Annotated in this window: 22 protein-coding genes; 14 read left to right on the top strand and 8 right to left on the bottom strand. The window is 44.1% G+C overall.

All coding sequences use genetic code 11. The annotated features are described in order from the left end of the window. Positions 1 to 22 precede the first annotated feature (22 nt). Complete coding sequence (locus tag ACFO4O_RS08615; protein WP_382407441.1) at positions 23 to 817, bottom strand: peptidylprolyl isomerase; 795 nt, start codon at positions 815 to 817, stop codon at positions 23 to 25. Positions 818 to 1,057: 240 nt separating this feature from the next. On the opposite strand from ACFO4O_RS08615, the gene ACFO4O_RS08610 reads away from it, so the two are divergent. After that, positions 1,058 to 3,172, top strand: a complete 2,115-nt coding sequence (locus ACFO4O_RS08610) for a S9 family peptidase (RefSeq protein ID WP_417398457.1) — start codon at positions 1,058 to 1,060, stop codon at positions 3,170 to 3,172. Positions 3,173 to 3,614: 442 nt separating this feature from the next. Here ACFO4O_RS08610 and cysD read toward each other — a convergent pair whose 3' ends face one another. From cysD to ftrA, 3 genes are all read right to left on the bottom strand, one after another. After that, positions 3,615 to 4,535 (bottom strand): sulfate adenylyltransferase subunit CysD, encoded by a 921-nt coding sequence (gene cysD, locus ACFO4O_RS08605; protein WP_382407439.1) that lies wholly within the window; start codon positions 4,533 to 4,535, stop codon positions 3,615 to 3,617. Positions 4,536 to 4,660: 125 nt separating this feature from the next. Continuing rightward, the gene (locus ACFO4O_RS08600) at positions 4,661 to 4,783 is read right to left on the bottom strand and encodes a hypothetical protein (RefSeq protein ID WP_382407437.1); all 123 of its coding nucleotides are present in this window, start codon (positions 4,781 to 4,783) and stop codon (positions 4,661 to 4,663) included. Then, positions 4,776 to 5,768, bottom strand: a complete 993-nt coding sequence (ftrA, locus tag ACFO4O_RS08595; RefSeq protein WP_382407435.1) for a transcriptional regulator FtrA — start codon at positions 5,766 to 5,768, stop codon at positions 4,776 to 4,778. The genes ACFO4O_RS08600 and ftrA overlap by 8 nt, the downstream gene beginning before the upstream one ends. Before the next feature lie 71 nt (positions 5,769 to 5,839). On the opposite strand from ftrA, the gene ACFO4O_RS08590 reads away from it, so the two are divergent. The 3 genes from ACFO4O_RS08590 to ACFO4O_RS08580 all read left to right on the top strand — a co-directional run bounded on the left by ACFO4O_RS08590 (position 5,840) and on the right by ACFO4O_RS08580 (position 7,552). Then, the gene (locus ACFO4O_RS08590) at positions 5,840 to 6,238 is read left to right on the top strand and encodes a rhodanese-like domain-containing protein (protein WP_382407433.1); all 399 of its coding nucleotides are present in this window, start codon (positions 5,840 to 5,842) and stop codon (positions 6,236 to 6,238) included. Between the two features lie 2 nt (positions 6,239 to 6,240). Further along, positions 6,241 to 6,696 carry a GNAT family N-acetyltransferase gene (locus tag ACFO4O_RS08585; RefSeq protein ID WP_382407431.1) on the top strand — a complete coding sequence of 152 codons (456 nt, stop codon included), beginning with the start codon at positions 6,241 to 6,243 and terminating at the stop codon, positions 6,694 to 6,696. A 376-nt stretch (positions 6,697 to 7,072) separates the two neighbouring features. Then, positions 7,073 to 7,552: a hypothetical protein gene (locus tag ACFO4O_RS08580; RefSeq protein ID WP_382407429.1), complete on the top strand. Its 480-nt coding sequence runs from the start codon at positions 7,073 to 7,075 to the stop codon at positions 7,550 to 7,552. A 210-nt stretch (positions 7,553 to 7,762) separates the two neighbouring features. Here ACFO4O_RS08580 and ACFO4O_RS08575 read toward each other — a convergent pair whose 3' ends face one another. Then, positions 7,763 to 8,236: a DUF3010 family protein gene (locus ACFO4O_RS08575; RefSeq protein ID WP_382407427.1), complete on the bottom strand. Its 474-nt coding sequence runs from the start codon at positions 8,234 to 8,236 to the stop codon at positions 7,763 to 7,765. A 189-nt stretch (positions 8,237 to 8,425) separates the two neighbouring features. Between ACFO4O_RS08575 and ilvD the strand changes: the two genes are divergently transcribed. From ilvD to ACFO4O_RS08535, 8 genes are all read left to right on the top strand, one after another. Beyond that, positions 8,426 to 10,102, top strand: a complete 1,677-nt coding sequence (gene ilvD, locus ACFO4O_RS08570; RefSeq protein WP_382407425.1) for a dihydroxy-acid dehydratase — start codon at positions 8,426 to 8,428, stop codon at positions 10,100 to 10,102. A 51-nt stretch (positions 10,103 to 10,153) separates the two neighbouring features. After that, the gene (locus ACFO4O_RS08565) at positions 10,154 to 11,191 is read left to right on the top strand and encodes a catalase family peroxidase (RefSeq protein WP_382407423.1); all 1,038 of its coding nucleotides are present in this window, start codon (positions 10,154 to 10,156) and stop codon (positions 11,189 to 11,191) included. A gap of 68 nt (positions 11,192 to 11,259) precedes the next feature. After that, positions 11,260 to 12,465 (top strand): alkaline phosphatase D family protein, encoded by a 1,206-nt coding sequence (locus ACFO4O_RS08560; protein ID WP_382407421.1) that lies wholly within the window; start codon positions 11,260 to 11,262, stop codon positions 12,463 to 12,465. Then, a complete protein-coding gene (gene purT, locus ACFO4O_RS08555; RefSeq protein ID WP_382407419.1) occupies positions 12,462 to 13,658 on the top strand; it encodes a formate-dependent phosphoribosylglycinamide formyltransferase in 1,197 nt (398 codons plus the stop codon). The genes ACFO4O_RS08560 and purT overlap by 4 nt, the downstream gene beginning before the upstream one ends. Positions 13,659 to 13,854: 196 nt before the next feature. Beyond that, positions 13,855 to 14,388, top strand: a complete 534-nt coding sequence (locus tag ACFO4O_RS08550; protein ID WP_382407417.1) for a hypothetical protein — start codon at positions 13,855 to 13,857, stop codon at positions 14,386 to 14,388. A gap of 11 nt (positions 14,389 to 14,399) precedes the next feature. After that, entirely contained in the window at positions 14,400 to 16,184 is a 1,785-nt protein-coding gene (locus ACFO4O_RS08545) for an OmpA family protein (protein WP_382407415.1), read from the top strand. Positions 16,185 to 16,191: 7 nt separating this feature from the next. Then, a complete protein-coding gene (locus ACFO4O_RS08540; RefSeq protein WP_382407413.1) occupies positions 16,192 to 16,683 on the top strand; it encodes a Rab family GTPase in 492 nt (163 codons plus the stop codon). Positions 16,684 to 16,685: 2 nt separating this feature from the next. Continuing rightward, complete coding sequence (locus tag ACFO4O_RS08535; RefSeq protein WP_382407411.1) at positions 16,686 to 18,821, top strand: putative bifunctional diguanylate cyclase/phosphodiesterase; 2,136 nt, start codon at positions 16,686 to 16,688, stop codon at positions 18,819 to 18,821. A 10-nt stretch (positions 18,822 to 18,831) separates the two neighbouring features. Here the strand turns inward: ACFO4O_RS08535 and ACFO4O_RS08530 are convergent, their stop codons facing one another. Beyond that, entirely contained in the window at positions 18,832 to 19,659 is an 828-nt protein-coding gene (locus ACFO4O_RS08530) for a hypothetical protein (protein WP_382407409.1), read from the bottom strand. A 369-nt stretch (positions 19,660 to 20,028) separates the two neighbouring features. On the opposite strand from ACFO4O_RS08530, the gene ACFO4O_RS08525 reads away from it, so the two are divergent. Next, entirely contained in the window at positions 20,029 to 20,562 is a 534-nt protein-coding gene (locus tag ACFO4O_RS08525; RefSeq protein WP_382407407.1) for a DUF2780 domain-containing protein, read from the top strand. 14 nt (positions 20,563 to 20,576) lie between these two features. Here ACFO4O_RS08525 and ACFO4O_RS08520 read toward each other — a convergent pair whose 3' ends face one another. Next, complete coding sequence (locus ACFO4O_RS08520) at positions 20,577 to 20,990, bottom strand: secondary thiamine-phosphate synthase enzyme YjbQ (RefSeq protein ID WP_382407405.1); 414 nt, start codon at positions 20,988 to 20,990, stop codon at positions 20,577 to 20,579. Next, positions 20,983 to 21,327: a MerR family transcriptional regulator gene (locus ACFO4O_RS08515; RefSeq protein ID WP_382407403.1), complete on the bottom strand. Its 345-nt coding sequence runs from the start codon at positions 21,325 to 21,327 to the stop codon at positions 20,983 to 20,985. The genes ACFO4O_RS08520 and ACFO4O_RS08515 overlap by 8 nt, the downstream gene beginning before the upstream one ends. A gap of 106 nt (positions 21,328 to 21,433) precedes the next feature. On the opposite strand from ACFO4O_RS08515, the gene ACFO4O_RS08510 reads away from it, so the two are divergent. Beyond that, positions 21,434 to 22,291 (top strand): alpha/beta hydrolase family protein, encoded by an 858-nt coding sequence (locus tag ACFO4O_RS08510; protein WP_382407401.1) that lies wholly within the window; start codon positions 21,434 to 21,436, stop codon positions 22,289 to 22,291. Positions 22,292 to 22,368 lie beyond the last annotated feature (77 nt).

Below are 22,368 nucleotides of genomic sequence, written 5' to 3'. Positions count from 1 at the left end.
CTAACATTGTCCGTCGATATAGCTATCGACGGGTTATAAAGCGCCTTGTTGCCATGACAAACGCAAGAAGCAGCGCAAATCCTATCCCAAAACTTCCGCCGCTGCTGCTTGAGCTAGGTGCATCCGGTTGGCTAGGGGTGGCGTTAATTAGGGTGTTTCGCACAGGATTTAGGTCTGGATTAGTTACAACGGCATCGTCAATCACTACAATGTCGGTAATAATCACAATGTTAGTGTCGTCAGGAACAACCGAATTGCTTTCATCAGCGTCGCTGTAGTCACGTAATGGAAACTCAGAAAATGCACCGCCAAAGTTGAAAACCGGTAACGCAGCTATACTGTCTACTACGCTCATGCCATCCCCCAAAACTTGTCCAAACACAGTAAAACCACCGTTTTGAACGTCAAGATTGCTTGAGTTGTTGGTAAGGTTCACAAAAAACTGTGATGTTGCGCTGTTTGGATTACCGGCTGCTTTGGCCATGGCTAAAGTGCCGCGGCGATTTGAAAATACCGGCTCATTGTTGACCGGCGTGCCGGTTGCAACGCTATCAAGCTGAAAATCGTTGTTATAAGTAAACCCGCCCATTTGAACAATAAAATTGGGTACGCTGCGGTGCACAACGTTGTTTGCATAAGCACCGGAATTGACGTATTCTAAAAAGTTTTCAACGGTTTGAGGTGTTGCCTCGTCAAATAAATTGACCTGAAAGTCACCCATGATGGTGCGTACTTCAACAACGGTCGCCTGCGATAAGCTTGCGCTACTTATCAATAATCCAGCAAGCAGGCTCGAAATTATGCGTTTGGTTTTCAATCTTGGTTCCCCTATGTAAATTTTGAGCCGAAAGAATATAGCAGGCTGAGCCTGAATGCTAGCCACAAGCATGCGCGTATTGATTTCGTGCTAGCGAGTGTTTATTCTCGAACGATTCTTGCTAACAATAGCCATAATTAAAAAGAACCATAACTAACATTAACCGTTATTTATATAAACCATAAGCAACGTTAGCCAAATATAAGCAGCCACAATAAAAACAATAGGACGACCAGCGCCATGAACAAAACAAACAAGGTGAAGCAAACAACAGTTCCATCAACTCCGCGGCGCATGATAACGGGTATATTGCTTGCGATTAGCTTTTGCGCTTCAAGTCTTGCTGCTCAAAGTCAATCTGAAAAAGCGCCCGATTCGCGCGCTAACTATTTCAGTGCTGAAGATATTTTTGAACTTGAGGTAGCAAGCGACCCTCAAGTTTCACCTAGCGGCGAAGCGGTAGTATACGTGCGGCGGTCAAATGACATTATGACCGACAGCACGCGCTCTAGTATTTGGTCGTTGGGCGTAAAAGACGGTGAGCATCGTCCGCTAGTGTCGCTTAGTAAAAATGCTTACTCTCCTCGGTGGTCGCCAAATGGAGAGCGTCTTGCCTATTTATCGAATAAAGAGGGTAAAACACAACTGTACGTAAGATGGGTAGATACCGGTCAGACGGCCCTTATTAGCAATCTTGCATCAACCCCGTCATCAATTACGTGGTCACCTGATGGTAAACATATTGCTTTTACCATGAGCGTAAAAGCAGATGAAAAGCCGTTTTCAGTGAAAATGCCAGCAAAACCTGACGGGGCTAGTTGGTCACCAAACTTTGAATATATCACAAAGGCGCGCTATCAAGCCGACGGTAGGGGAACCTTGAAACCGGAATATACGCAAATATTTGTGGTGCCGGCAGACGGTGGCAGCGCTCGGCAGCTTAGTTCAGGCCCATATCATCATCGGGGTCCCTTATCTTGGGCTGCCGATAGTCAACATATCTATTTTTCTGCAAACCGAAGCGAGAACTGGGAGTATGAACCGGGCGAATCTAATATTTATGCGCTTAGCGTAAGTGGACAGATTACCCAGATAACCGATGCCCCGGGCGCTGAAAATGCGCCTGTTGTGTCACCTAACGGAAAACTGATTGCCTATGGTAAACGGGATGATAAAAAGCTCGCTTACCGCAACACTTATTTACACGTAATGAATGTTGACGGCAGCGATGACCGAAACCTTTCTGCTAACATCGACAACGCCTTGTCTAACTTTCAATGGAAGGGTAATGCAGGTTTGTATTATCAGCAAATGCTGCGCGGCGTTACGCAAATTGACTATGTGTCGCTGTCGGGCAAGCATAGTTCAGTAACCAAGGGTTTAGGCGGCCAGTCTCTTGGACGGCCATATACGAGCGGCGATTATAGCTATGCTGACGGTACGTTTGCGTTCACCAAAGGTCGTCACGACCGTCCTGCCGATATTTTTGTGCGTCAAGGCAGTAAAGAGCGTCAATTAACTGCGCTGAACGAAGATATATTTGGGCATAAAACTTTAGGCGACATCAAAGAATTTACTTATGCATCGTCGATTGATGGGGAAGAAATTCACGGGTGGTATATTCTGCCTCCTGATTATGACAGCAGTAAAAAATATCCTCTGATCATAGAAATTCATGGCGGCCCGCATTTGGCATATGGCCCTCATTTTAGCGCGGAACTTCAGCGTATGGCGGCTGAAGGTTATATTGTGTTTTACAACAACCATCGGGGAAGCACAGGCTACGGAGAGCGCTTTGCCTTGTTGCTGCAAAACAAATATTCATCAAAGTATGACTTTGCCGATCATATGTCGGGCATTGATGCGCTGATTGAAAAGGGCATTGTTGACGGCGACCAACTATTTATTACTGGTGGGTCGGCAGGCGGTATTGCCAGCGCCTATGCTATTGGTTTAACCGACCGATTTAAAGCTGCTGTGGTCGCTAAACCGGTGATCAATTGGTTGTCTAAAGTGCTCACCGCCGACAGCGGTCTATACCAAATCCCTTATCAGTTTCCCGGCATGCCTTGGGATCATGTTGAGCATTATTGGGAGCGTTCGCCTCTGTCATTAGTGGGTAATGTCACTACTCCTACGCTGCTTATCACCGGCACCGACGATAAGCGCACACCCATGTCTGAAACCGAGCAGTATTATCAAGCTTTAAAGCTTCGTAAAGTCGACACGGTATTGGTGAAAGTACCGGGAGCGTCGCATGGTATAGCATCACGACCGTCGCGCTTAGTGGGTAAGATTGAAAACATCATTGCTTGGTTTAATAAATATCGTACCCCTGAGGTGAGCGAGCAGTAATATATATTTTGGCGGCGCCTTATGAGCGCTGCAATTTTTACTAGGCATTTTTACAAGATACTCGGTGCTGATTTGAGAAATCGGTCGCAATTATCGAAATGACTTAAACGTTTAAGGAAAAATAGCAAATTACCTAGAAATTATTTATTTTTAAGTTGTTGATAAATATAGAATAAATTTTTTATGAAAAATTAATATCAAAAAAATCGAAAATAAATGGAATTATTTTGGCAAAAGTGGTGTCTATTTAATCGTGATACTTGGCACTGTTGATAAGATATCAAACGAGTGATCGTAGATTGAATTCAAGGGTGTTTTGTGTGTCCTTCCCTAGAGTGTGATTTTTAGGCCCCAGATTTGGGGCCTTTTTTTTGTTTTACGCCTTTGCATCATCAGTAGCAATAAATGCGGCAATAAAAGCAGTAAGAATAAAAGCAAAAAACTAAAAATAGCCCTCACGCTTTTTCTTCTCCATAGACCCGGTTTGGTCTTTATCGAGCAATCGCCCCTCTCGCTCACTGGTCTTACTCAAAATCATTTCGGTTACGATCTCTTCGCGTGTGGTGGCTTTACTTAACACCGCACCGGTTTGCGGATAACAACCTAGTGTTCTAAACCGTATCCAGCGTTTTTTTAAGCTGGCTTTTTCTTTTTCGGTGAGATAAGGCAACATGCGTTCATCGTCTAAGCCCAAAATTTGCCCACTATCCTCATCTATCCAGCTCATGCGCTCGTCGGCAAAATAAAGAGGTACAATATCAATCTGTTCCTGCAAGATATAGAGCCAAATATCGAGCTCAGTCCAGTTAGACAGTGGAAACACTCTGACCGATTCGCCTTTATTAATTTGGGTATTATATAAAGACCATAGCTCTGGGCGCTGTTGTTTTGGATCCCATTGATGGTCTGCATTACGCACTGAAAATACGCGCTCTTTTGCTCGGGATTTTTCTTCGTCGCGTCGTGCCCCGCCTAACGCAGCGTCAAATTTATACTTATCTAATGCCTGCTTCAGGGCAATAGTCTTCATATTGTCGTTGTATTTAACTGAACCTGATTCAATAGGATGAATGCCTAAATCGAGCGCCTCTTGATTAATATGCACGATAATATCAAGACCAAGGCGGTCGCGAAGCTTATCGCGGAACGCGCCCATTTCATGGAACTCCCATGTGGTATCAACATGTAGCAGGGTAAAAGGTACTTTGTCAGGATAAAAGGCCTTACGGGCCAGGTGCAGCATTACCGTAGAGTCTTTGCCGATGGAGTAAAACATGCATGGGTTATCAAAGCTAGCCGCTACCTCTCGCATTATATGTATAGCTTCTGCTTCTAGCATTTTTAAGTGATTCATGTGTTCCATGCCCTCCTCGTAAAGTAAATGGGTGTGCGGTGTTGCGCATTGGGAGTATAGAATATGCGCACAGCCTCGCAATAAAAAGTCGTGTTTTACACAGCACAAACACAGGTTTTATTGAACACCCAATATCACTTACTCAACGCGCGAAGGCGTTCGGCCTCTTGCATGAATCTGCGCTGGCCCTTATCTGCCCAAATATAAAACGCTTTACTAGTGCCACTGCCGCCAGTGCGGCGATCAATATCAATCACTCCTAAACCTCGCGCGGTAAGCACTTGGCGAAACCCCCACACGTTTTTTAAATGCAACACGGAAGGTTTCGTGAGTCAAATAGCCAGAAAGCTCCGCAATATGCTCCATCTTGTAATTAGTCGTTTCTAATAATTCCTTGGACTTAGCAATGCGTGCTTGCTGTAACCAGTGCAAGGGTGAAACACCCGTAGTATCGCGAAACCTGCGATGAAAGCTACGGTCACTCATGTGTGCCTGCATCGCCATCTCTTTTATCGTGATTTGCTCTGATAAATTAGCCAAGGCCCAATCAATAGAATTGCTAATAGCATTGCGTTCTAACTTGGCAACTGGGTTTGGAATAAACTGAGTTTGCCCGCCATCGCGGTGAGGGTGGGCAACTAATCTGCGTGCTACTTGGTTGGCGATTTGTGAGCCAAAATCTTTGCGGACCAAGTGCAAACAGGCATCGATACCCGCAGCGCTCCCTGCTGAACAAATCACGTTGCCTTGGTCGATATATAGTGCATTTTCATCTAACTCAATTTGAGGATGGGCGCGTCTAAACTTTGGTAAATGTTTCCAATGTGTTGTCGCTTTTTTACCGTCTAATAAGCCGGCTTGAGCAAGCAAAAAAACACCGGAGCAAATAGATAAAAACCTTACTCCGCGCTCTGCTGCCTCTCGTAATTTTTGAATTAGCAACGCATCTTTCTTGTCGCTGTAACTATGCCAACTTGGAATAATGATGGTATCGCAAACGGATAATGCCTCTATTGAATAATTTGCGGCAATGCTCACGCCTCCACTTGCGTTGACTGCCTTTGCTTGCGTGCTGACAACCATAAATTTGTACCAAGGGAAATTAAATTCGGGGCGAGTAAGTCCAAAGACCTCTACAGCTATACCGAACTCAAACGTTCCTAAGCCATCGCTAATTAAAACCGCAACACTGTGTTTATATTTTTTATCATTCATTGGCCGAATATTACCAGTACTTGTCATTTTAGCCACTTTTTTTTTTTAAGCGCTAGGTTAGGATATCCATCAAATGATTATTCTCATGAGGCAATACAATGACTACAGCAGTAACGAAAACACCAGCGGCAAATTCTCAGACAGCTCTTTCTCACTTCTCAGCATTGCTAGCCTTTGAAACAGATTGTTGGGATACGCACGAGAGCTTGCAGGCCGATGAGGTTGATTTCATCCTAGTTGACGTGCGCTCTCCTGCTCTATTCGCCGATGGGCACATCAAAGGCGCTATTAATATTCCACATGGTAAAATGACCGCCTCTTACATGAAACGCTACTCACAAGACACACTATTTGTAGTGTACTGCGCAGGCCCTCATTGTAATGGTGCAGACAAAGCGGCAGTGCGCTTAGCCAGTCTTTCGCTTCCGGTAAAACGCATGAACGGAGGCATAACCGGTTGGCTCGATGAGGGCTTTACGTTGACGAAGGGTGAATAAGGTTGAGCGTTACTATTAGCAAAGCTAATTCAAATGATATTCCTATAATCATCAATTTAATGCAGGAACACGCGAGGTATGAGAAAGCGGAATTTTTAACTGAAAACCTTCATGATAGGTTGGTCGATGAACTCGATTGTCCTGATCCTCGCTCGCTTATTTTTATCGCTCGGAATAAGAGCATGCCCGCGGGTTATTGCGCGCTTAACCGAGAGTTTTCGGCATGGAAATGTAAAGAGTACATGCATATGGACTGTTTATATGTCACCGAGCAGATGAGGGGGCGCAAAATTGGATTACAGTTGTTAAATGTCGCAATTCAGACCGCAACAGATCAAGGGCTTGGTGAGCTGCAGTGGCAAACGCCTCTTTGGAATACAAAAGCGATTCATTTTTACCAAGGTTTGGGTGCAAGCTGCAGTGAAAAGCTGCGGTTTACTTATAACTTGAGTGGCTAAAGCTTGGCCGCAGTGTTATCCGTTTTTGGCTGTTCGTCTTATAACTATGCAAGGCTTATTCTGATTGATGCGAAGGGAAAGGTACGCTTTTTTTATGACCGTGGTTTTTCTGTTAAGGCGCTCAATGAGCTCAACGCTGCTTTACGCTCTCTCTAAAGTAAACAGTTTATTTCAAATGTTAATGGTTTAAACGCTTAGTGTAATTTAGTTACATTAAATTGTTTAATTACATCAAAATTATATTAAAACTGTAATTAAATTACAAAAATATCTGGTTATTCCCCGTTTTGTGTCGATAATAGTCTCATCACACAACATAAATCTAATTTTATTACATTTAAACACTTATCGACTTAACCAAGATTTGGGGAACAACATGAAAGCACTTACTACTTTATTAGCACTATCTTTTCTAGCACCAAGCACTGTATTTGCTGCGCCTACTGCTGCCAGCAACGTTGTTTTAAAACCAGTTAACAATAACCTAGAAACACAGGTTTGTTATGTTGCGGCAACCAAAGGCCTAAATGCGGCAAAACTGTTTGTTGCAAAACAAGATATGACCTTTTCATCATTCAGCCGCTCGGTAACTTGCAACGGTGTAAGTATTGAAGATTTTGCCAACAAATACGCGGTAAAAAGCAATGCAAACGAAGAGGCAATTAAGCAACAGTTAAGCACGTACAAGCTAGTGGCGCTTGACAACAAAGAGTCGCAGCTTTGTGTGGATGCCGTTGTATTAGGCGAGCAAAGAGCCCGTGCAAAGCACGGCATTGATGACGAAGTGGTATTTTGCAACAGCAAAACTTTAGGTAGCTTTGCTCGCTCGTTCAGAAACAAAAACGTAACTTTGTAATATAAGCCTATAAATTAAACAAAAAAGCAGAATGGATGATTCTGCTTTTTTATGCGTATTGCATTATTGCAAATAAAGTATGTCTCTGCTCTTCCACTAGGTTTTACTTATGAGCCTAAACGCCGTATTGCTTCAAGAATTTAAAGCGGTTCATTTCGGCCATGTGCTTTTCGTAAGACTTAACCCACGCTCCCTTATTATTATTTGCTGCTATTTGGCTTTTGTATCAAGCTTGTTGTCGTGTAGTTCAGGTGGATATTCGTCATTCATATGTGAGGCAAATGCAACGTTAAAGGCCTGCTCTTGAAATACCTTTAGGCCTGTTTCTGAAAAGGCCACAAATACAGGATTACGCTTAAGGCTAGCTTTTAACACTTGTGCGCTCATGGTTTGCACTTCTATGCCATCGAGCAATTGTATGGCAGCTTCCATTTTAAAACCTAGACCGCCCCCAGAGAACTTCCCGGCCAAAGGGCGTTCTTTTATGACCACGCGCTCAACCTTGTAGTCGACCATGAGTTTTCCGAATGAACTTTGAAAATAGGCTAGGTCGCTGGTGCGGTTGCGCTTGCTAAATTCGACTTTTCGCGCTCGGCACTCCGGCACAGTAAACAGGCCCTCGCGGTAATCGAGAATGCTTATAATTGCCTCGGTACCTTTTATTTCAACGCCACAAATCCGCATGCTTAACCTCTTTAATATCAACAATAATAGTCTTTGTTCTTATAGTAACGTAATTTTGCGCCGCTGGCGTTTATTTGTCACCCTGCGATTGTGTATTGCGCCATACAACTCTATAGTTATTGCGTATCTCACTGCTAGTCGGTAAATTCTTCAAATCAAACATGTCAGTACACATTCAAGGTAAGGTAAATGAGCTCAGAAAAACCCCGTAAATATTCTCAAAAAATTGTTGATGGCACCGCTCAGGCGCCGAGTCGCTCCATGTTGCGAGCAGTCGGATTTGGCGACGAAGACTTTAAAAAATCACAAGTTGGGATTGCCTCTACATGGAGCATGGTTACGCCCTGCAACATGCACATTAACGACCTGGCTGTTGAGGTAGGAAAGGGCGTAGACAGCGCTGGGGCAAAGAGTGTTATTTATAATACCATTACTATTTCAGACGGCATTTCAATGGGCACAGAAGGAATGAAGTACTCTCTTGTCTCCCGCGAAGTCATTGCCGATTCCATTGAGGCAGTATCGGCCTGCATGGGCCACGACGGTATTATTGCCATAGGTGGTTGTGATAAAAACATGCCAGGTTGCTTAATGGGGTTAGCGCGTTTAAATCGCCCATCTATATTTGTGTACGGCGGGACAATTTTGCCGGGTAAAAACCATACTGATATCGTTTCGGTATTTGAGGCTGTGGGAGGGCATGCATCGGGTGATATTCCCATAACGCAGCTCGAAGAAATTGAAAAAACCGCCATTCCAGGACCTGGCTCATGTGGGGGCATGTACACTGCAAACACCCTTGCATCTGCCATTGAAGCATTGGGTATGAGCTTGCCCAATAGCTCTGCGCAAAACGCGGTATCAGATAGCAAAAAACAAGACTGCGTGAATGCAGGTAAGGCAATTTCCTACTTGCTCGAGCAAGATATTAAACCTTCTGACATTATGACCAAAAAAGCCTTTGAGAACGCTATAACGCTTATCATTACCTTGGGTGGGTCAACCAATGCGGTGCTTCACCTCATCGGCATGGCCGACACTATCGGCGTGGAGCTTAGCCTTGACGACTTCGTGCGAATTGGCGAGAAAACGCCTGTTATTGCAGATTTGCGCCCGAGTGGAAAGTATCTGATGTCGGAGCTTATTGAGATTGGCGGTATTCAGCCGCTCATGAAGCGTTTGTTAGATGCTGGCATGCTGCATGGCGACTGCATGACGGTCACGGGCAAAACCATGGCTGAGAACCTTGCTAACGTTGCTGACTATCCTGATGGTCAGGATATTATTCTTCCCTTTGATAAACCTATTAAAAAAGACAGTCATTTGGTTATTTTAGGCGGTAATTTGGCGCCTGAAGGTGCGGTATCCAAGATTACCGGCAAAGAGGGCTTGCGCTTTACCGGCACAGCTAAAGTGTATGATTCAGAAGAACAGGCCTTTGCAGCTATCATTGAAGGCGACGTGGTTGCCGGTGATGTGGTGGTAATTCGTTATGAAGGACCAAAAGGTGGGCCCGGTATGCGCGAAATGCTAAGCCCTACATCTGCCATTATGGGTAAAGGTTTAGGCAGCGACGTTGCGCTTATTACCGATGGCCGCTTCTCAGGCGGTAGCCGAGGGTTTGTAGTGGGGCACGTCTGTCCAGAGGCATATGAGGGCGGTCCAATTGCACTTATTGAGAACGGTGACAGTATAACTATTGACGCCGAAACCCGAGAGATAAGCATCAACTTAAGCGACGATGTGCTGACTGCGCGCAAAGCCAAATGGAAGCAACCAGCGCCCCGTTATACCCGCGGTTTACTGGCAAAATATGCAAAAACTGTAAGCTCTGCTTCTACCGGAGCGGTAACCGACAAACCGTAAGTATAAAATCTTATTCGCGCAGTACGAGTCGCGAACTAAACTGAGGGCAATATGAAAATACATCAACAACAAGCACCCACTCTTGCAAAGCGTTTTGCATGCAAGCTAGCCACCGGCGTATCAATTTCACTTGCCCTTGTATGCACGAGCAGTGTGAGTTTGGCGCAGAAAGCACCAGAATCGGTAAGTGCTAATGACTTTATTGAGCTTTTTGCCAAGCTTGGCGGCCAGCATCCAGGTATGCGAAAAGCGCATGCCCGAGGGGTGTGTGCTCAAGGTGTTTTTAAACCCGCAAAAGATGCCTTACAGTATTCAAACGCTAGCTTTTTAACGCAGCAAAGCTTGCCCGCTCAGGTGCGGTTTTCATTGGGCGGACCTAACCCAGTAGCCGACGAACGCACGCCTGGCACCCGCGGTATCGGTATACAGCTTAGCCTTCCGGGCGGCGATAAATATAATATTACTGGAAACAACTCACCTGTTTTTACCGGTAAAAACCCTGAAACTTTTTTTGGTTTTTTACAAACATTACTGCCGGACGAAAACGGCCAAGCAAATCCAGCTAAAACTGGCGCTTACATTGCGGCTAATCCCAGTGTGCAACCCGCATTAGCCTATGCGCGAAGCAACCCAGCGCCAGCGTCGTTTTCGCGCTCTGACTATTTTGGTATTCACACCTTCTTTTTTGAGAATGAGCAAGGTGAGCAAACTAAATTTAGATGGCACTTATCGCCCGATGCCGGCGTATTGGGCCTAAGCGAAGAAGAGAGCAAAACTTTGCCTCCAACGTTTTTAGAAGAGCGCTTAACCTCAGAACTAGCCGAAGGCACAGTAAGCTTTACCTTAAGCGCGGCAATAGGCAATGAGCAAGATAGCGTAATCGATCCGTCACAGCAGTGGCCTGAAGAGCGTCCGGTTATTACTTTGGGCACACTTGAAATTAACCAAGCTGGTGGTGATGCCTGCACCGCGATTAATTTTGACCCGAACGTAGTACCAAGCGGAATTAAAACCAGCGATGATCCTGTTTTAAAAATGCGCTCACCCGCTTACGGCATATCGTTTGGTAAGCGTTTAAGTCAGCAGTAAAGAGCGTTTTGATGTGCACGCATTTAATCGTAAACACTTAATAGCAAATACTTAAAGTAGAGAAACCCATGTTGAAAAAAGGAAAGTTATCAACCAGCTTCGTTAGCAACAGGCTAACTATTGGCCTTAGTTCTATTTCAAGAGCGGTAAGTAGCGTAGCAATAGGCGCTGTTTTGATTGCCAGCACTACATATGCCCAAGCGAGTGAATTTACCATTGCGTTTGGTTCATGCGCCTATGATTCTGAGCCACAACCTATTTGGACCGATATTGCCGCGATGAACCCAGATTTGTTTTTATTCATCGGTGACAACCAATACGCAGACGTGCAGTTTGACGAGCAAGGCAAAGCCATAAGAGGACCGGTAACCGACCCAGCCCGCTTCAAAGAGGCCTACGATGCGGTAGCGGCAAAGCCTGAATTTGCTGCATTTAGAGCGAGCACACCGATTATGGGTACGTGGGACGATCACGACTATGGGGCAAATGATGCGGGTAAAGAATTTCCGCTCAAAGCAGAAAGCCAAGAGGCGTTTCTAGACTTTTTTGGCTTCGCCAAAGACGACCCAATTAGGCAGCAGGCGGGCATTTATCATAGCAAAATTATAGAAGATGATGGACGTAAGGTGCAGGTGATTATGCTCGACACCCGCTACCATCGAGACGAGTTAAAAAAAGTTGATGGTCCTCGTCCTCAAGGATTTGGCAGCTATTTACCAAGCAACGATACCAGCAAGTCTTTATTAGGGGCCGAGCAATGGACATGGCTTAGCGAGCAGCTTTTAGTGCCTGCCGATGTGCGTATTATTGTTAGCAGCATACAAGTCGTAGCCTATGAGCATCGATGGGAAAGTTGGGGCAATCTGCCGCATGAGCGCGACCGTTTGTACGCACTGATTGAAAAGAGTAAAGCTAACAATGTGTTTTTCTTATCGGGTGACCGTCATCTAATGGAAATCTCTCGAGATACTGGCCAAAAGGGCAGCAAAGTGCCTTATCCGATTTGGGATTTTACCTCAAGCGGTATGACACAAAAATACAGCGAAGTGAACGAGGCTAATACCTTTAGGGTGAGTGAGGTGGTGCGCGATACCCACTACGGTATTGTTGAAATCGATTGGGAAGACGACTTAAAGCAGAGCAAGGTCACCTTTACTGCCTATGGATTGGGTAACAGAGTATTCGATTCTGCGTCGTTTAAGCTTGCCGAGCTAACACTAGATGCCCCGTCAACAGATTCTGCAGGCCTAAGCTCAGAGCGAGGCTCGTTATGACTCCACTTGAAACAGTCACTCTGGGCACACCCTTTTCTGACACTGCTGTAAAAGTGATGTTGTGCGGCGGCGGTGAGCTTGGCAAAGAGATGGTTATTGAACTAAAGCGCTTGGGCTGCGAGGTGATTGTACTCGACCGTTATGAAAATACGCCAGCGATGCAGGTTGCAGATAGAAGCCACTGCGTGTCGATGCTCGACGAACAAGCGCTAAGAGAAATAACCTTAAAGGAAAAGCCCGATTATATTGTGCCGGAGATTGAGGCCATCGCAACCAGCGCATTGATTGTGCTTGAGCAGCGCGGCTTTAAGGTAGTACCTTCAGCGAAGGCCGCTCATTTAACCATGAACCGTGAGGGTATTCGGCGCTTGGTAGCAGAAGAGCTTGGCCTGCCAACGTCAGACTTTGTTTTTGCTGAACAATGGGAGGACTTTGAGCAAGCGGCAAGTCATTTGGGTTTTCCATGCATTGTTAAGCCCATTATGAGTTCGTCGGGCAAAGGGCAGTCTTTGCTCAAAAGCGAAGACGACTTAGAAAAAGCATGGCAACATGCCCAAGAGGGCGGTCGTTCAGGCAAAGGCAAAGTTATTATTGAATCGCTTATTGACTTTGAATATGAGATTACCTTGTTAACGATTCGACATAAAGACGGAACCTCGTTTTGTGAACCCATTGGACACAGACAAGAAGATGGCGATTACAGAGAGTCGTGGCAACCTCAAAAAATGAGCGAGGCGGCATTAAAAGAGGCTAAAGAAATTGCCACCAAGGTAACCGAAGCACTTGGCGGTTATGGTTTATTTGGCGTGGAGCTTTTTGTAAAAGGCGACGAGGTATGGTTTAGCGAAGTGTCTCCGCGCCCGCACGATACCGGCATGGTCACGCTAATTTCTCAGCATTTGTCAGAATTTGCCCTTCATGCCCGCGCGTTCTTAGGCCTTCCTATTCCGAATATTACTTTTTATGGTCCGTCGGCATCTACCGCTTTGCTGGTTGAAGGTGAGTCATCACAGCCTAGTTTTAGCAATTTAGCCCAAGCGCTGCAAGAGCCTAATACCGATATCAAACTATTTGGCAAACCTGAGGTAAAAGGTCGCAGGCGCATGGGTGTGACCTTGGCACGAGCTGATTCTGTGGATGATGCCGTCGCGCTATCTAAAAAGGTGGCTCAAGCAATAAAAGTGAGTTTGTAAATAAAACTGTGGTGTCTTGGGTGTGTTTATTTGACACGTCCTTTTGAGATTGTCTGGTGCTCTTGCCACGAGATCACGTGAGTTAAAAACGACATATTGCTTAGAATAATCGTAAGCATTAAAAATTGTTCAAAGCGTTCAATTTGTGTAGAGTCAAACGAGTAAGGGTCAATCACTAGATTAAGGACAAACAGGCATGGGTAAGATTGTAGCTGAAGATACCGCAACTGACGCATCAAATGATGCATTGTCAGATATAGAGCAGCTTAGACTTATTGTGTTTGGTCAGGCAAAACAAGAGCTTGACCAAAAAATACGGTTGTTAGACAAGCGTATGAGCGACGAACTCAACTCACTACAATTAAAGTCCGATGAGCGACATGCTGCCTTGCTTGAGACGATTAACGAAAATCACGCATCACTGTTGAATAAACTGGATGAAATCGACGGTCAGCATGACAGCAACGCTGCCGCCCTTGATGCTGATATTAAGCAACTAAATGCCCAGCTAGAAATGGCAGAAAATGCCAGTCGCGATGATTCACTCGCTTTACACAAGCGCATCGACAGTGAAGTTGACGATTTACAGTCGCAATTGAAATCAGCAATCAACGACCTCTCTGAGCAATTAAACGCTATGAACAATAACCTCGCTAGCAGTAAAACTGACCGGAAGATACTGGCAAAGCTATTAGCAAACGTTGCTACTAATCTTGAAATAGACGACTAGTTTAAGCCAGCATGGACGAGCATCGCAAAGCGAAAAATAAGGGCAATCAGGATGCAGTTACCTTGCAGGCTGAACAGGACCTTGCTCGTGTTCGTGAATTGCTTGTAGAACCTGCAATTTCGAAGTATAAAACAGAGCAGCAAGCGCAGTTTTCGACAGAAGTTAGTCAGGTCTTATCCGAAGCTATAGGCACCAGAGAGCAGACAGACAAAAGCATCAGTGCTGCACTTAATCCGATCATCAATAGGTCTGTCAAAAGTGCTTTCGTGCATCAAAAACAAGAGCTAACGGGTTTTATATTCCCATTAGTTGGCGACTTGGTCAGAAAGTTTGTTGCAGCCTCACTTAGAGAATTCTTAGAAAAAACAAATCAAATCATTGAAAACAGCGTGTCAGTTAAAGGGCTTTCATGGCGGTTTAAAGCATGGCGCTCGGGACTAACTTTTGCGCAGTATGCCGCATCCCAAACTTACTTATATCGTGTTGAGCAGGTGCTTTTAATCCACAAAGAAACAGGATTACTGATCAACTCAGTGTCACTCGACGAGCGCGCAAACCAGCGGTCAGACTTAATATCTGCAATGCTAACGGCAATAAACGATTTTGTAAGCGATTCGTTTTCGGTCAACTCCGACAAAGAACAATATCTTGACGAAATTAAGACGGATGATTCTACCTTGTATCTGTTTCAAGGACCTCTGGTGATGTTAGTGGCTTCGGTGACTGGCAATATCTCTCCTGAGGCAAAAGCTCATCTGCAACAAACCATGGAAGGTATACATAAGACATATACACCTCAGCTAAAAGCTTATAATGGTGATGCCACTGAGCTCATGGCAACGTCGGAGGAACTATCGCAATGTTTGTTGGCACAAGAGCGAAGTCCCCGTAAAAAGCACAAACGGCCGATATTCGCCTTTTTAGTATTAACTCTGTTTGCTGTTGCAATGGGATGGTACATATTCGGTCACTGGCAAACCAACCAAGCAGTTAAGCGTATCATCGCTCTACCAATTGCCGAAGGGATCGTGCCTCTCAATGTAAATAAACAAGGGCTTTATGACATTGAACTCGCTTTTTTACGCGCCGACAATGCGATTAGTCTTGACGAATATTTGGCAATGGCCCAAGTGGATAAAAAATGGCTCACCGTCACTAGCTACCCTTATGCCCCAACGCTTCAGGATGACGTGCGCAGCAGTATCGACTTCATTCTACAGAATTTCCCTGAACTTAGTTATAACGAGGCATCGTCTGCTGTGAGCGGCACACTTGATGCTAATCAATATAGTCAACTAAGACTTCTTCTAGAACAGATAAAAACAAAGTACGGTATTGAGTTTGATACAAGTAACATAAGCATAGCAGAACTTACCGAAGCGCAAACAAGAGAGGGCAAACGCTTGGCTTTAACTCAACTTGCATCTAAAGTTGAACTGATCAAAATAGACTTTGCGCTAAATGCTTCTCAGGTTGATGCTTCACAAGCGGCTAAAATTGAACTAATCGCGACGCTCTTTAACAGCATTAATGAGCTTTCAGCTAGCCTGAATGAAAAAAGTCTGTTATTGATTGTTGGCAGTACCGATGATACCGGCGTGAATGCCGCAAATATTGCGCTGGCAGAGCGACGAGCCCAGGCAGTTGAAGCAAAACTGCTTGAGTTAGGCATGCCGGCAAATACTATTTTAACCACCGCTGTTTTGCCGATTAAAACCAGTAACAGTGGCGCAGACGTACGTAAAGCATTTTTGAATGTTGTTACCTCGTCGCAACCAAACAATGCAGGAAATTAAATCGTTCATGCTACAAAAAAAAGTGTGTATCTTAGGGCCAACCGGTGTTGGCAAAACGAGCCTTATTAAACGTTTTGTGGACGGTGTTTTTTCAGAGAAATACCTAACGTCAATTGGCGTAAAAGTAGACAAAAAGCTCGTAAGTAGCAGCTTTACTCCAGTGCAGCTAATTCTTTGGGACCTAGAGGGTATTGATAAATACTGTGGATTTAATCCGCGTTATTTGCGCGGGGCTCAAGCCATTATTTTTGTCGTAGACCAAACGCGCTTTTCATCCTTAGCTGAGCTAATGGAAATCTATGCCTTGGCGCGTGAGCATTCACAAGCGCCTGCCGTATTAGTAATAAATAAAACCGATTTACCTCCTGCTATTAGCTGGGACGATAGTATCGTACAAACGCACAGTACATCATTTGAAAAACTTTTTTTAACTAGCGCAAAAACAGGTAAGTCGGTAGAAGACGTATTTGAAAGTGTCGCTGAATTGGTAACGGTATAAATATGCATTTATCTTTAATACAGGCCCTCGGCATAGTTGACTGCGTTATTTTAAAACGGTCTCACTTAAATGTGTTTCGGATTGAGCAAAACAATGCCAGCTGGTTTAAAAACATTTTTGGTGTAAAAGACGACAAGGTGTTTTTTGTATTAGAAGATCAATCTTTCTTTTTGTCTGATTTTTTTCAAGATGCTCAAGATTTTTGGAATATGCATGGCATAGGGCAACTCGAAAGCGGTGTTTGGACTGAGAGCTTTCAAGACAAAGAGTTCTATTTAGAAGCCATTGCCGCCAGTACCGAAGATGCTCAGTATTTGGTCATTAAAAATATCCAGCGTGAATTTCAGCAACAGCGTCAGACAATTCAGCTTGCAAGAGAGATGTTGATTTCAAATGATGAAATCATTGAGCGTCACGATTATCTAAATGAACGCCTACGCTCCATCTTGTTAAACAACATGAAAGATAACAATTCTTTGCCCTTATACAATGCCATACAAATGGCTGACGTTGGTGTGATCATAATTGACCAAAATCAGGTGGCCATAGAAACAAACCCTGCGGCATGTAAAATATTTGAGCTAAACGAAGAAACACACAAAGACCAAGTGTTTGAGACACTGTTTGAATTGCTATCTAGGCAATACCCTGAAAAAACAAGCCTGCATAATATTCATCAAAGCTTTACTGGTGAGCTTTACTGGCATCAGCCGCCAAAACACCAAAAGTGGCTGAAAATTGATATTCAGGAGGTGCTTGATGACAAAGGAAACCCGGTTAATTGGATTATTACCATAAGTGACATCACACGTGTAAAGTATCTAACGCAAACCAATGAAGATTTGCTTTTACGTGATTCACTTACGGGTTTGCCCAATCGTCAGCATTTTATGCAAGTGCTAGGCAGCAAAATTCAGCAGGCAGAGCGCTTTTCGTCACTCAGTATCGATATCATTAACTTTAAGCGAGTAAATGAAAGTTTTGGATATATAAGAGGGGATGAAGTTTTAAAGCGATTAAGTGAGATACTGCAAAGTGCACTGGCGCCTCAAGATTTTATTACCCGAGTCGGCGCTGACGAGTTCATGATATTGTTAGGGCATAGTGATGCAGAGCAGACACACCCTGAATCCTTTTTCGTTGAAAAAAGTCGCGATTTGGCGCAAAGACTTATTGATATCGTCAGCATTACCCCTTTATTTACAGACGACAATTTTAGATGTGATTTAGGTATCAATGTTGGCATTGCTCAATATCCGAAAGATGCGAACAATACTGAGGAGCTTTTAACCGCGACTGAGTTAGCTTTAAACGAAGCAAAGCGCAAACACGGAAACGCTATTCAGATTTACTCCAAAGCGCTTAAAGAAGTGTCTCAGCGGCGTGTCGCTCTTGAGGCATCTCTACGAAAAGCTGCACGCGATGGTGATTTTGAACTTTTCCTACAGCCAGTTTTCGATATGACGTCCGATCAAATTATTAAGGCTGAAGCGCTAATTAGGTGGAAGCTCGACGGTGAATTTATATCACCTGAGGAGTTTATCCCTATTGCTGAAGATAACGGGTTAATCAATACGATCGGGCGATGGGTAATTGACCGAGCTTGCGAGATGATAGCCTCGCTCAAAGCAACGGGTATTTCTATTCCAGTCTCAGTAAATTTCTCGCCTAAACAAATTCATGATATTAATTTAGTTGAACATATACTTGCCGCAATTACGCGTAATCACGTCGATACAAATACTTTGGAGTTGGAAATTACTGAAGGTGTTTTTATTCACAACTACGACAAGGTAAAAAGCTTTTTGACGAGCATAAAAGCTGCAAATGTGAATGTTTCAATCGATGATTTTGGAACGGGTTATAGCTCATTGGCCTACCTAAAACACTTACCCATAGACACGCTAAAAATAGACCGTTCTTTTATTTCGGATGTAGACGTGGATGAAGATGACCAAGCGATTGTTGGAGCGGTGATCGCAATGGCTGAAAAGCTCAAGCTAGATGTGATCGCCGAGGGTGTTGAGACGCATTCTCAGAAGACATATTTGGTCAACAACAAATGTGCCAAAGCGCAAGGATTTATTTGTAGCAAAGCGCTACCGCTCAATGATTTTATTTCGCTTTATCGTGCTTGATACACCAGCATTACAAAGCGGCTGCCTCTTTTTTAATTACGTTGTTTATAATGTCGCGTATTAGTGCATGTTCAGATTCATTCAGTTCTAATGTGGCCGCATCAAAAAATGCTTGCTCATCATATATTTTTACTAAGTGCTCGTTGATATGGGCAATGAGCGCTTCGGTTTGAGGGTGTTTGTTGCACATCACTCTACCACTTACGTGTGTTTCGATATTTTGTACAGAGTACGAGCGGGTGTTGTTAGCCAAATAGCTGTTAGCCTGAATTATTGACGGAAATGCCAATACAAAGTCTGCTCTTCGAGTGGCTAGGAGTTGTAAGTACGATATGTATTGCTGATTGGCATTTATATATTCTAGTTTTCGTTGATTAATGTTCGCAATTTGCTTATCTAGGTCTTTCCCCACCGATTTTCCGTCAAGAAGTGTAAGAATAGAGTTAAATGAAGGGTCATTAAACATATCTGCTAAGTTACGAATTTCGCCGTATTCGTTGAGATATTTTTTGTGGATTGTGTCTGCATTTTTATGCTGATAAAGCTTGGGTGCTAAAAATATGTCGGTGGGTAAGCTAAACAAGTAATTTTCGGCGCGTGCAGGCGTTTTAATTTTTAATATTGAGCATACCGGCTCTGCAGAGGATAACCTGCGCGTAATGCGGCGCGATGGTAGATAAGAAATTTGGCTGTTTAAATTTGCAGCCTTAATCCAGAGTATATTGGTTTGCTCTACGGTACCCGTGGGGCTCCTTTTACCGTTAACGGTGTCGACAAAGTCGGGGTAGTCCACGAAAATACTCACGTCTTCTAGAGAGCTTAATGCTTTGGCGTTCAAGCCTTTAACGCCAAAAACCAGCGTGCATAATAAACATAAAAAGATGCTTACTATATGAGAATTCTTTTTTGGTGTGCAAAATCTCATTCAGCATGTCTCAATAGAATATTTGTGGAACATGTTATGCTTGTTAGTTATATGTGAAGCGCCAGATATTGACAATCAACTTTTTCTTGATGATTTAAGTACTAAACGCTAGTTTTTCGATTATTTTATCTACGCTTTGTTTTTTGTTTCCGTCGATTTACCCTATACTTGCTGTGCTCGCTAAGCTAATGGAAGCATGAACTATTGGTTAGCGAGAAAAATAATAATGCATGTAGGCGCGCATGATATGCGTTTTAGTCTCTATAAAAGGAAGTCAATGCCATGAAAAAACTCTTTGTTCTAGTCCTTGCTCTAAGCTTTTGCACCTCTGCGCTTGCTCAGCAAAATATGATGGGCGGTTTAATGGATAAAGCTAAATCTACTGACTTAGCTGATATCACATCGGGCCCTAGCATGACCGGCCTATTGAGCAGTTTAACCAGCAATTTGAATGTGAGTGAAGAACAGGCCACTGGAGGGTTGGCGAGCATTTTTTCTTATGCAAAAGATAATCTGTCGGCTGATGATTTTGCAACAATAGCAAAACAAATTCCTGGTACCGAGAGCTTACTTAATCAGGTGCCAGATTTAGGCGGCCAAGGCGCAGGTATGGGCGGTATGGGAAGCATGTTAAGCAAAGCGGCTGAATCATTAGGCGGCACCGCGTTGCTCGCTCAGCAGTTTGAATCTTTAGGTTTAGACCCTGACATGGTCATGGGCTACATCACGCAAATACAGGCCTATCTTGATACTCCACAAGGACAGCAAGCTAAGGCATTACTAATGAGTAGCTTTAGTGGTCTCGTTAGCGGCTAGTTGCTGGTACAAGTTTATTCCCCAATGAGGGTCAGGCAAAGGCGTCGCCTGCCGCCCTCATCTCTATGTTCTCCTAAATAAATGCCTTGCCACGTGCCCAATGCAAAATGTCCATTGGTGATTGGCACAGTCACGCTGCTGCCATATAAAGAGGCCTTGATGTGAGCTGGCATGTCGTCGCTGCCTTCAAAAGTATGCTCAAAATATGCCGCATTTTCGGGAGCAAGCACATTGGTATGGCGCTCTAAATCACGTCTTACGCTTGGGTCTGCATTTTCATTAATGGTGAGTGAGGCAGAGGTATGCTGTATAAATACATGGAGTAGACCTTTTTCTGGCAGGTTTTCGCACGCATTTTTTACATAGTCAGTTATCAGGTGAAACCCGCGAGAGAAGGGCGGTAGCGTAAGGGTATATTGTTTAATCATGGTTGTGGGCTATCCATTTCAAAAGTACGGCTTTTGTGCTGTTCAATTCTTCTATTTTGGCATCAATGGCGGCAAGTTGCTCATCAATAGCGGCCTTGAGTTTGGGGCAATTAGGTTGCGGGTTATTTAAAAAGGGAATGGCTTCTTTAATTCTCGCCAAAGGAAACCCGGCAGATTGCGCAAACTTAATGAATTTCAGCTGCTTAAGATGATCAGCATTGTAGCGCCGATACCCATTTTCCTGCCGAGGTGGTGAGCTAATCACCCCCACTTTTTCATAATAACGCAAGGTGTCTTTACTTACGCCTGCGCTCTCGGCTATCTCATGTGCTCGCATACTTCGGTATTCCCCTTCATAAACACGAATAAATTTAGCTTGACTATGGACTTAGCTCCATACTTTATACTTCGTTGTGGGCCAAATGCAAATAAAGGAAATGCCAATGACCGAATCCATTGCCAGCGTGCAGTTCATGACGCAAGACAATACGCGAATACGCGCCATGCAGTATAGTGCGGTAAATGCTAAAGCACAGATTTTGCTAGCGGGGGCAACGGGTGTCCCGCAGCGCTTTTATCAGTCTTATGCCAAGGCAGCAAATCAGGCTGGATTTAACGTATTGACGCTAGATTACAGGGGAATAGGGCAATCTAAAGCGACCAGCCTTAAAAATTTTAAAATGGATTACCTCGACTGGGCACAGCAAGATTTAGCCGCTGGCCTCACCAAAGCATGTGAATATGGTCTACCAGTTTACATTGTGGGGCACTCATATGGTGGACATGCTGTGGGTTTATTGCCTAACTCACACTTGATTGAGGGCGCTTATGTATTTGGCACAGGTGCTGGGTGGAGTGGGTGGATGCCGCCCCTTGAACGCATTAAAGTCAATTTAATGTGGAAGGTAATTGCCCCGGTAATTGTTAAGCATCATGGATATTTAGCATGGAGCAAACTAGGCATGGGAGAGGACTTACCTATTGATGTATATCGTCAGTGGAAACGGTGGTGTAGCTACCCACACTACTTTTTTGATGACCCTACTATGCGTCATTTGCATGAACAGTTTGCAGGTTTTGATAAACCACTTGTAGCCGCAAATGCCATTGACGATAAATGGGCGCAACCGGCCTCCCGAGATGCTTTTTTTAAAGCCTATAAAAATGCACAGGTCAGTCGCATAAACCTAAAACCGAGCCAAAAGAATATGAAGAGCATTGACCATATGGGATATTTTAAAAAACAAGCGGGATTAATTTGGCAAGACACCTTTGCTTGGATTGATGCTCACCTGCAATAATACTTGCGCAATTAAAGCGTGCTAAGGCTTGACCTTAAAGAGCGTAACTGGCATTAATCAATTATCGTTTTTTTAAA

It is taken from the genome of Glaciecola siphonariae (assembly GCF_042652645.1).
GTDB classification, from domain to species: domain Bacteria; phylum Pseudomonadota; class Gammaproteobacteria; order Enterobacterales; family Alteromonadaceae; genus Glaciecola; species Glaciecola siphonariae.
This window is presented reverse-complemented; position numbering and strand designations above follow the sequence as displayed.

Coding starts and splice junctions, on each gene's coding strand:
- ACFO4O_RS08610 (WP_417398457.1), top strand. CDS start 1,058: ATGAACAAAACAAACAAGGTGAAGCAAACAACAGTTCCATCAACTCCG.
- cysD (WP_382407439.1), bottom strand. CDS start 4,535: ATGGAACACATGAATCACTTAAAAATGCTAGAAGCAGAAGCTATACAT.
- ftrA (WP_382407435.1), bottom strand. CDS start 5,768: ATGACAAGTACTGGTAATATTCGGCCAATGAATGATAAAAAATATAAA.
- ACFO4O_RS08590 (WP_382407433.1), top strand. CDS start 5,840: ATGACTACAGCAGTAACGAAAACACCAGCGGCAAATTCTCAGACAGCT.
- ACFO4O_RS08580 (WP_382407429.1), top strand. CDS start 7,073: ATGAAAGCACTTACTACTTTATTAGCACTATCTTTTCTAGCACCAAGC.
- ACFO4O_RS08575 (WP_382407427.1), bottom strand. CDS start 8,236: ATGCGGATTTGTGGCGTTGAAATAAAAGGTACCGAGGCAATTATAAGC.
- ilvD (WP_382407425.1), top strand. CDS start 8,426: ATGAGCTCAGAAAAACCCCGTAAATATTCTCAAAAAATTGTTGATGGC.
- ACFO4O_RS08565 (WP_382407423.1), top strand. CDS start 10,154: ATGAAAATACATCAACAACAAGCACCCACTCTTGCAAAGCGTTTTGCA.
- ACFO4O_RS08560 (WP_382407421.1), top strand. CDS start 11,260: ATGTTGAAAAAAGGAAAGTTATCAACCAGCTTCGTTAGCAACAGGCTA.
- purT (WP_382407419.1), top strand. CDS start 12,462: ATGACTCCACTTGAAACAGTCACTCTGGGCACACCCTTTTCTGACACT.
- ACFO4O_RS08550 (WP_382407417.1), top strand. CDS start 13,855: ATGGGTAAGATTGTAGCTGAAGATACCGCAACTGACGCATCAAATGAT.
- ACFO4O_RS08545 (WP_382407415.1), top strand. CDS start 14,400: ATGGACGAGCATCGCAAAGCGAAAAATAAGGGCAATCAGGATGCAGTT.
- ACFO4O_RS08540 (WP_382407413.1), top strand. CDS start 16,192: ATGCTACAAAAAAAAGTGTGTATCTTAGGGCCAACCGGTGTTGGCAAA.
- ACFO4O_RS08535 (WP_382407411.1), top strand. CDS start 16,686: ATGCATTTATCTTTAATACAGGCCCTCGGCATAGTTGACTGCGTTATT.
- ACFO4O_RS08525 (WP_382407407.1), top strand. CDS start 20,029: ATGAAAAAACTCTTTGTTCTAGTCCTTGCTCTAAGCTTTTGCACCTCT.
- ACFO4O_RS08520 (WP_382407405.1), bottom strand. CDS start 20,990: ATGATTAAACAATATACCCTTACGCTACCGCCCTTCTCTCGCGGGTTT.
- ACFO4O_RS08515 (WP_382407403.1), bottom strand. CDS start 21,327: ATGCGAGCACATGAGATAGCCGAGAGCGCAGGCGTAAGTAAAGACACC.
- ACFO4O_RS08510 (WP_382407401.1), top strand. CDS start 21,434: ATGACCGAATCCATTGCCAGCGTGCAGTTCATGACGCAAGACAATACG.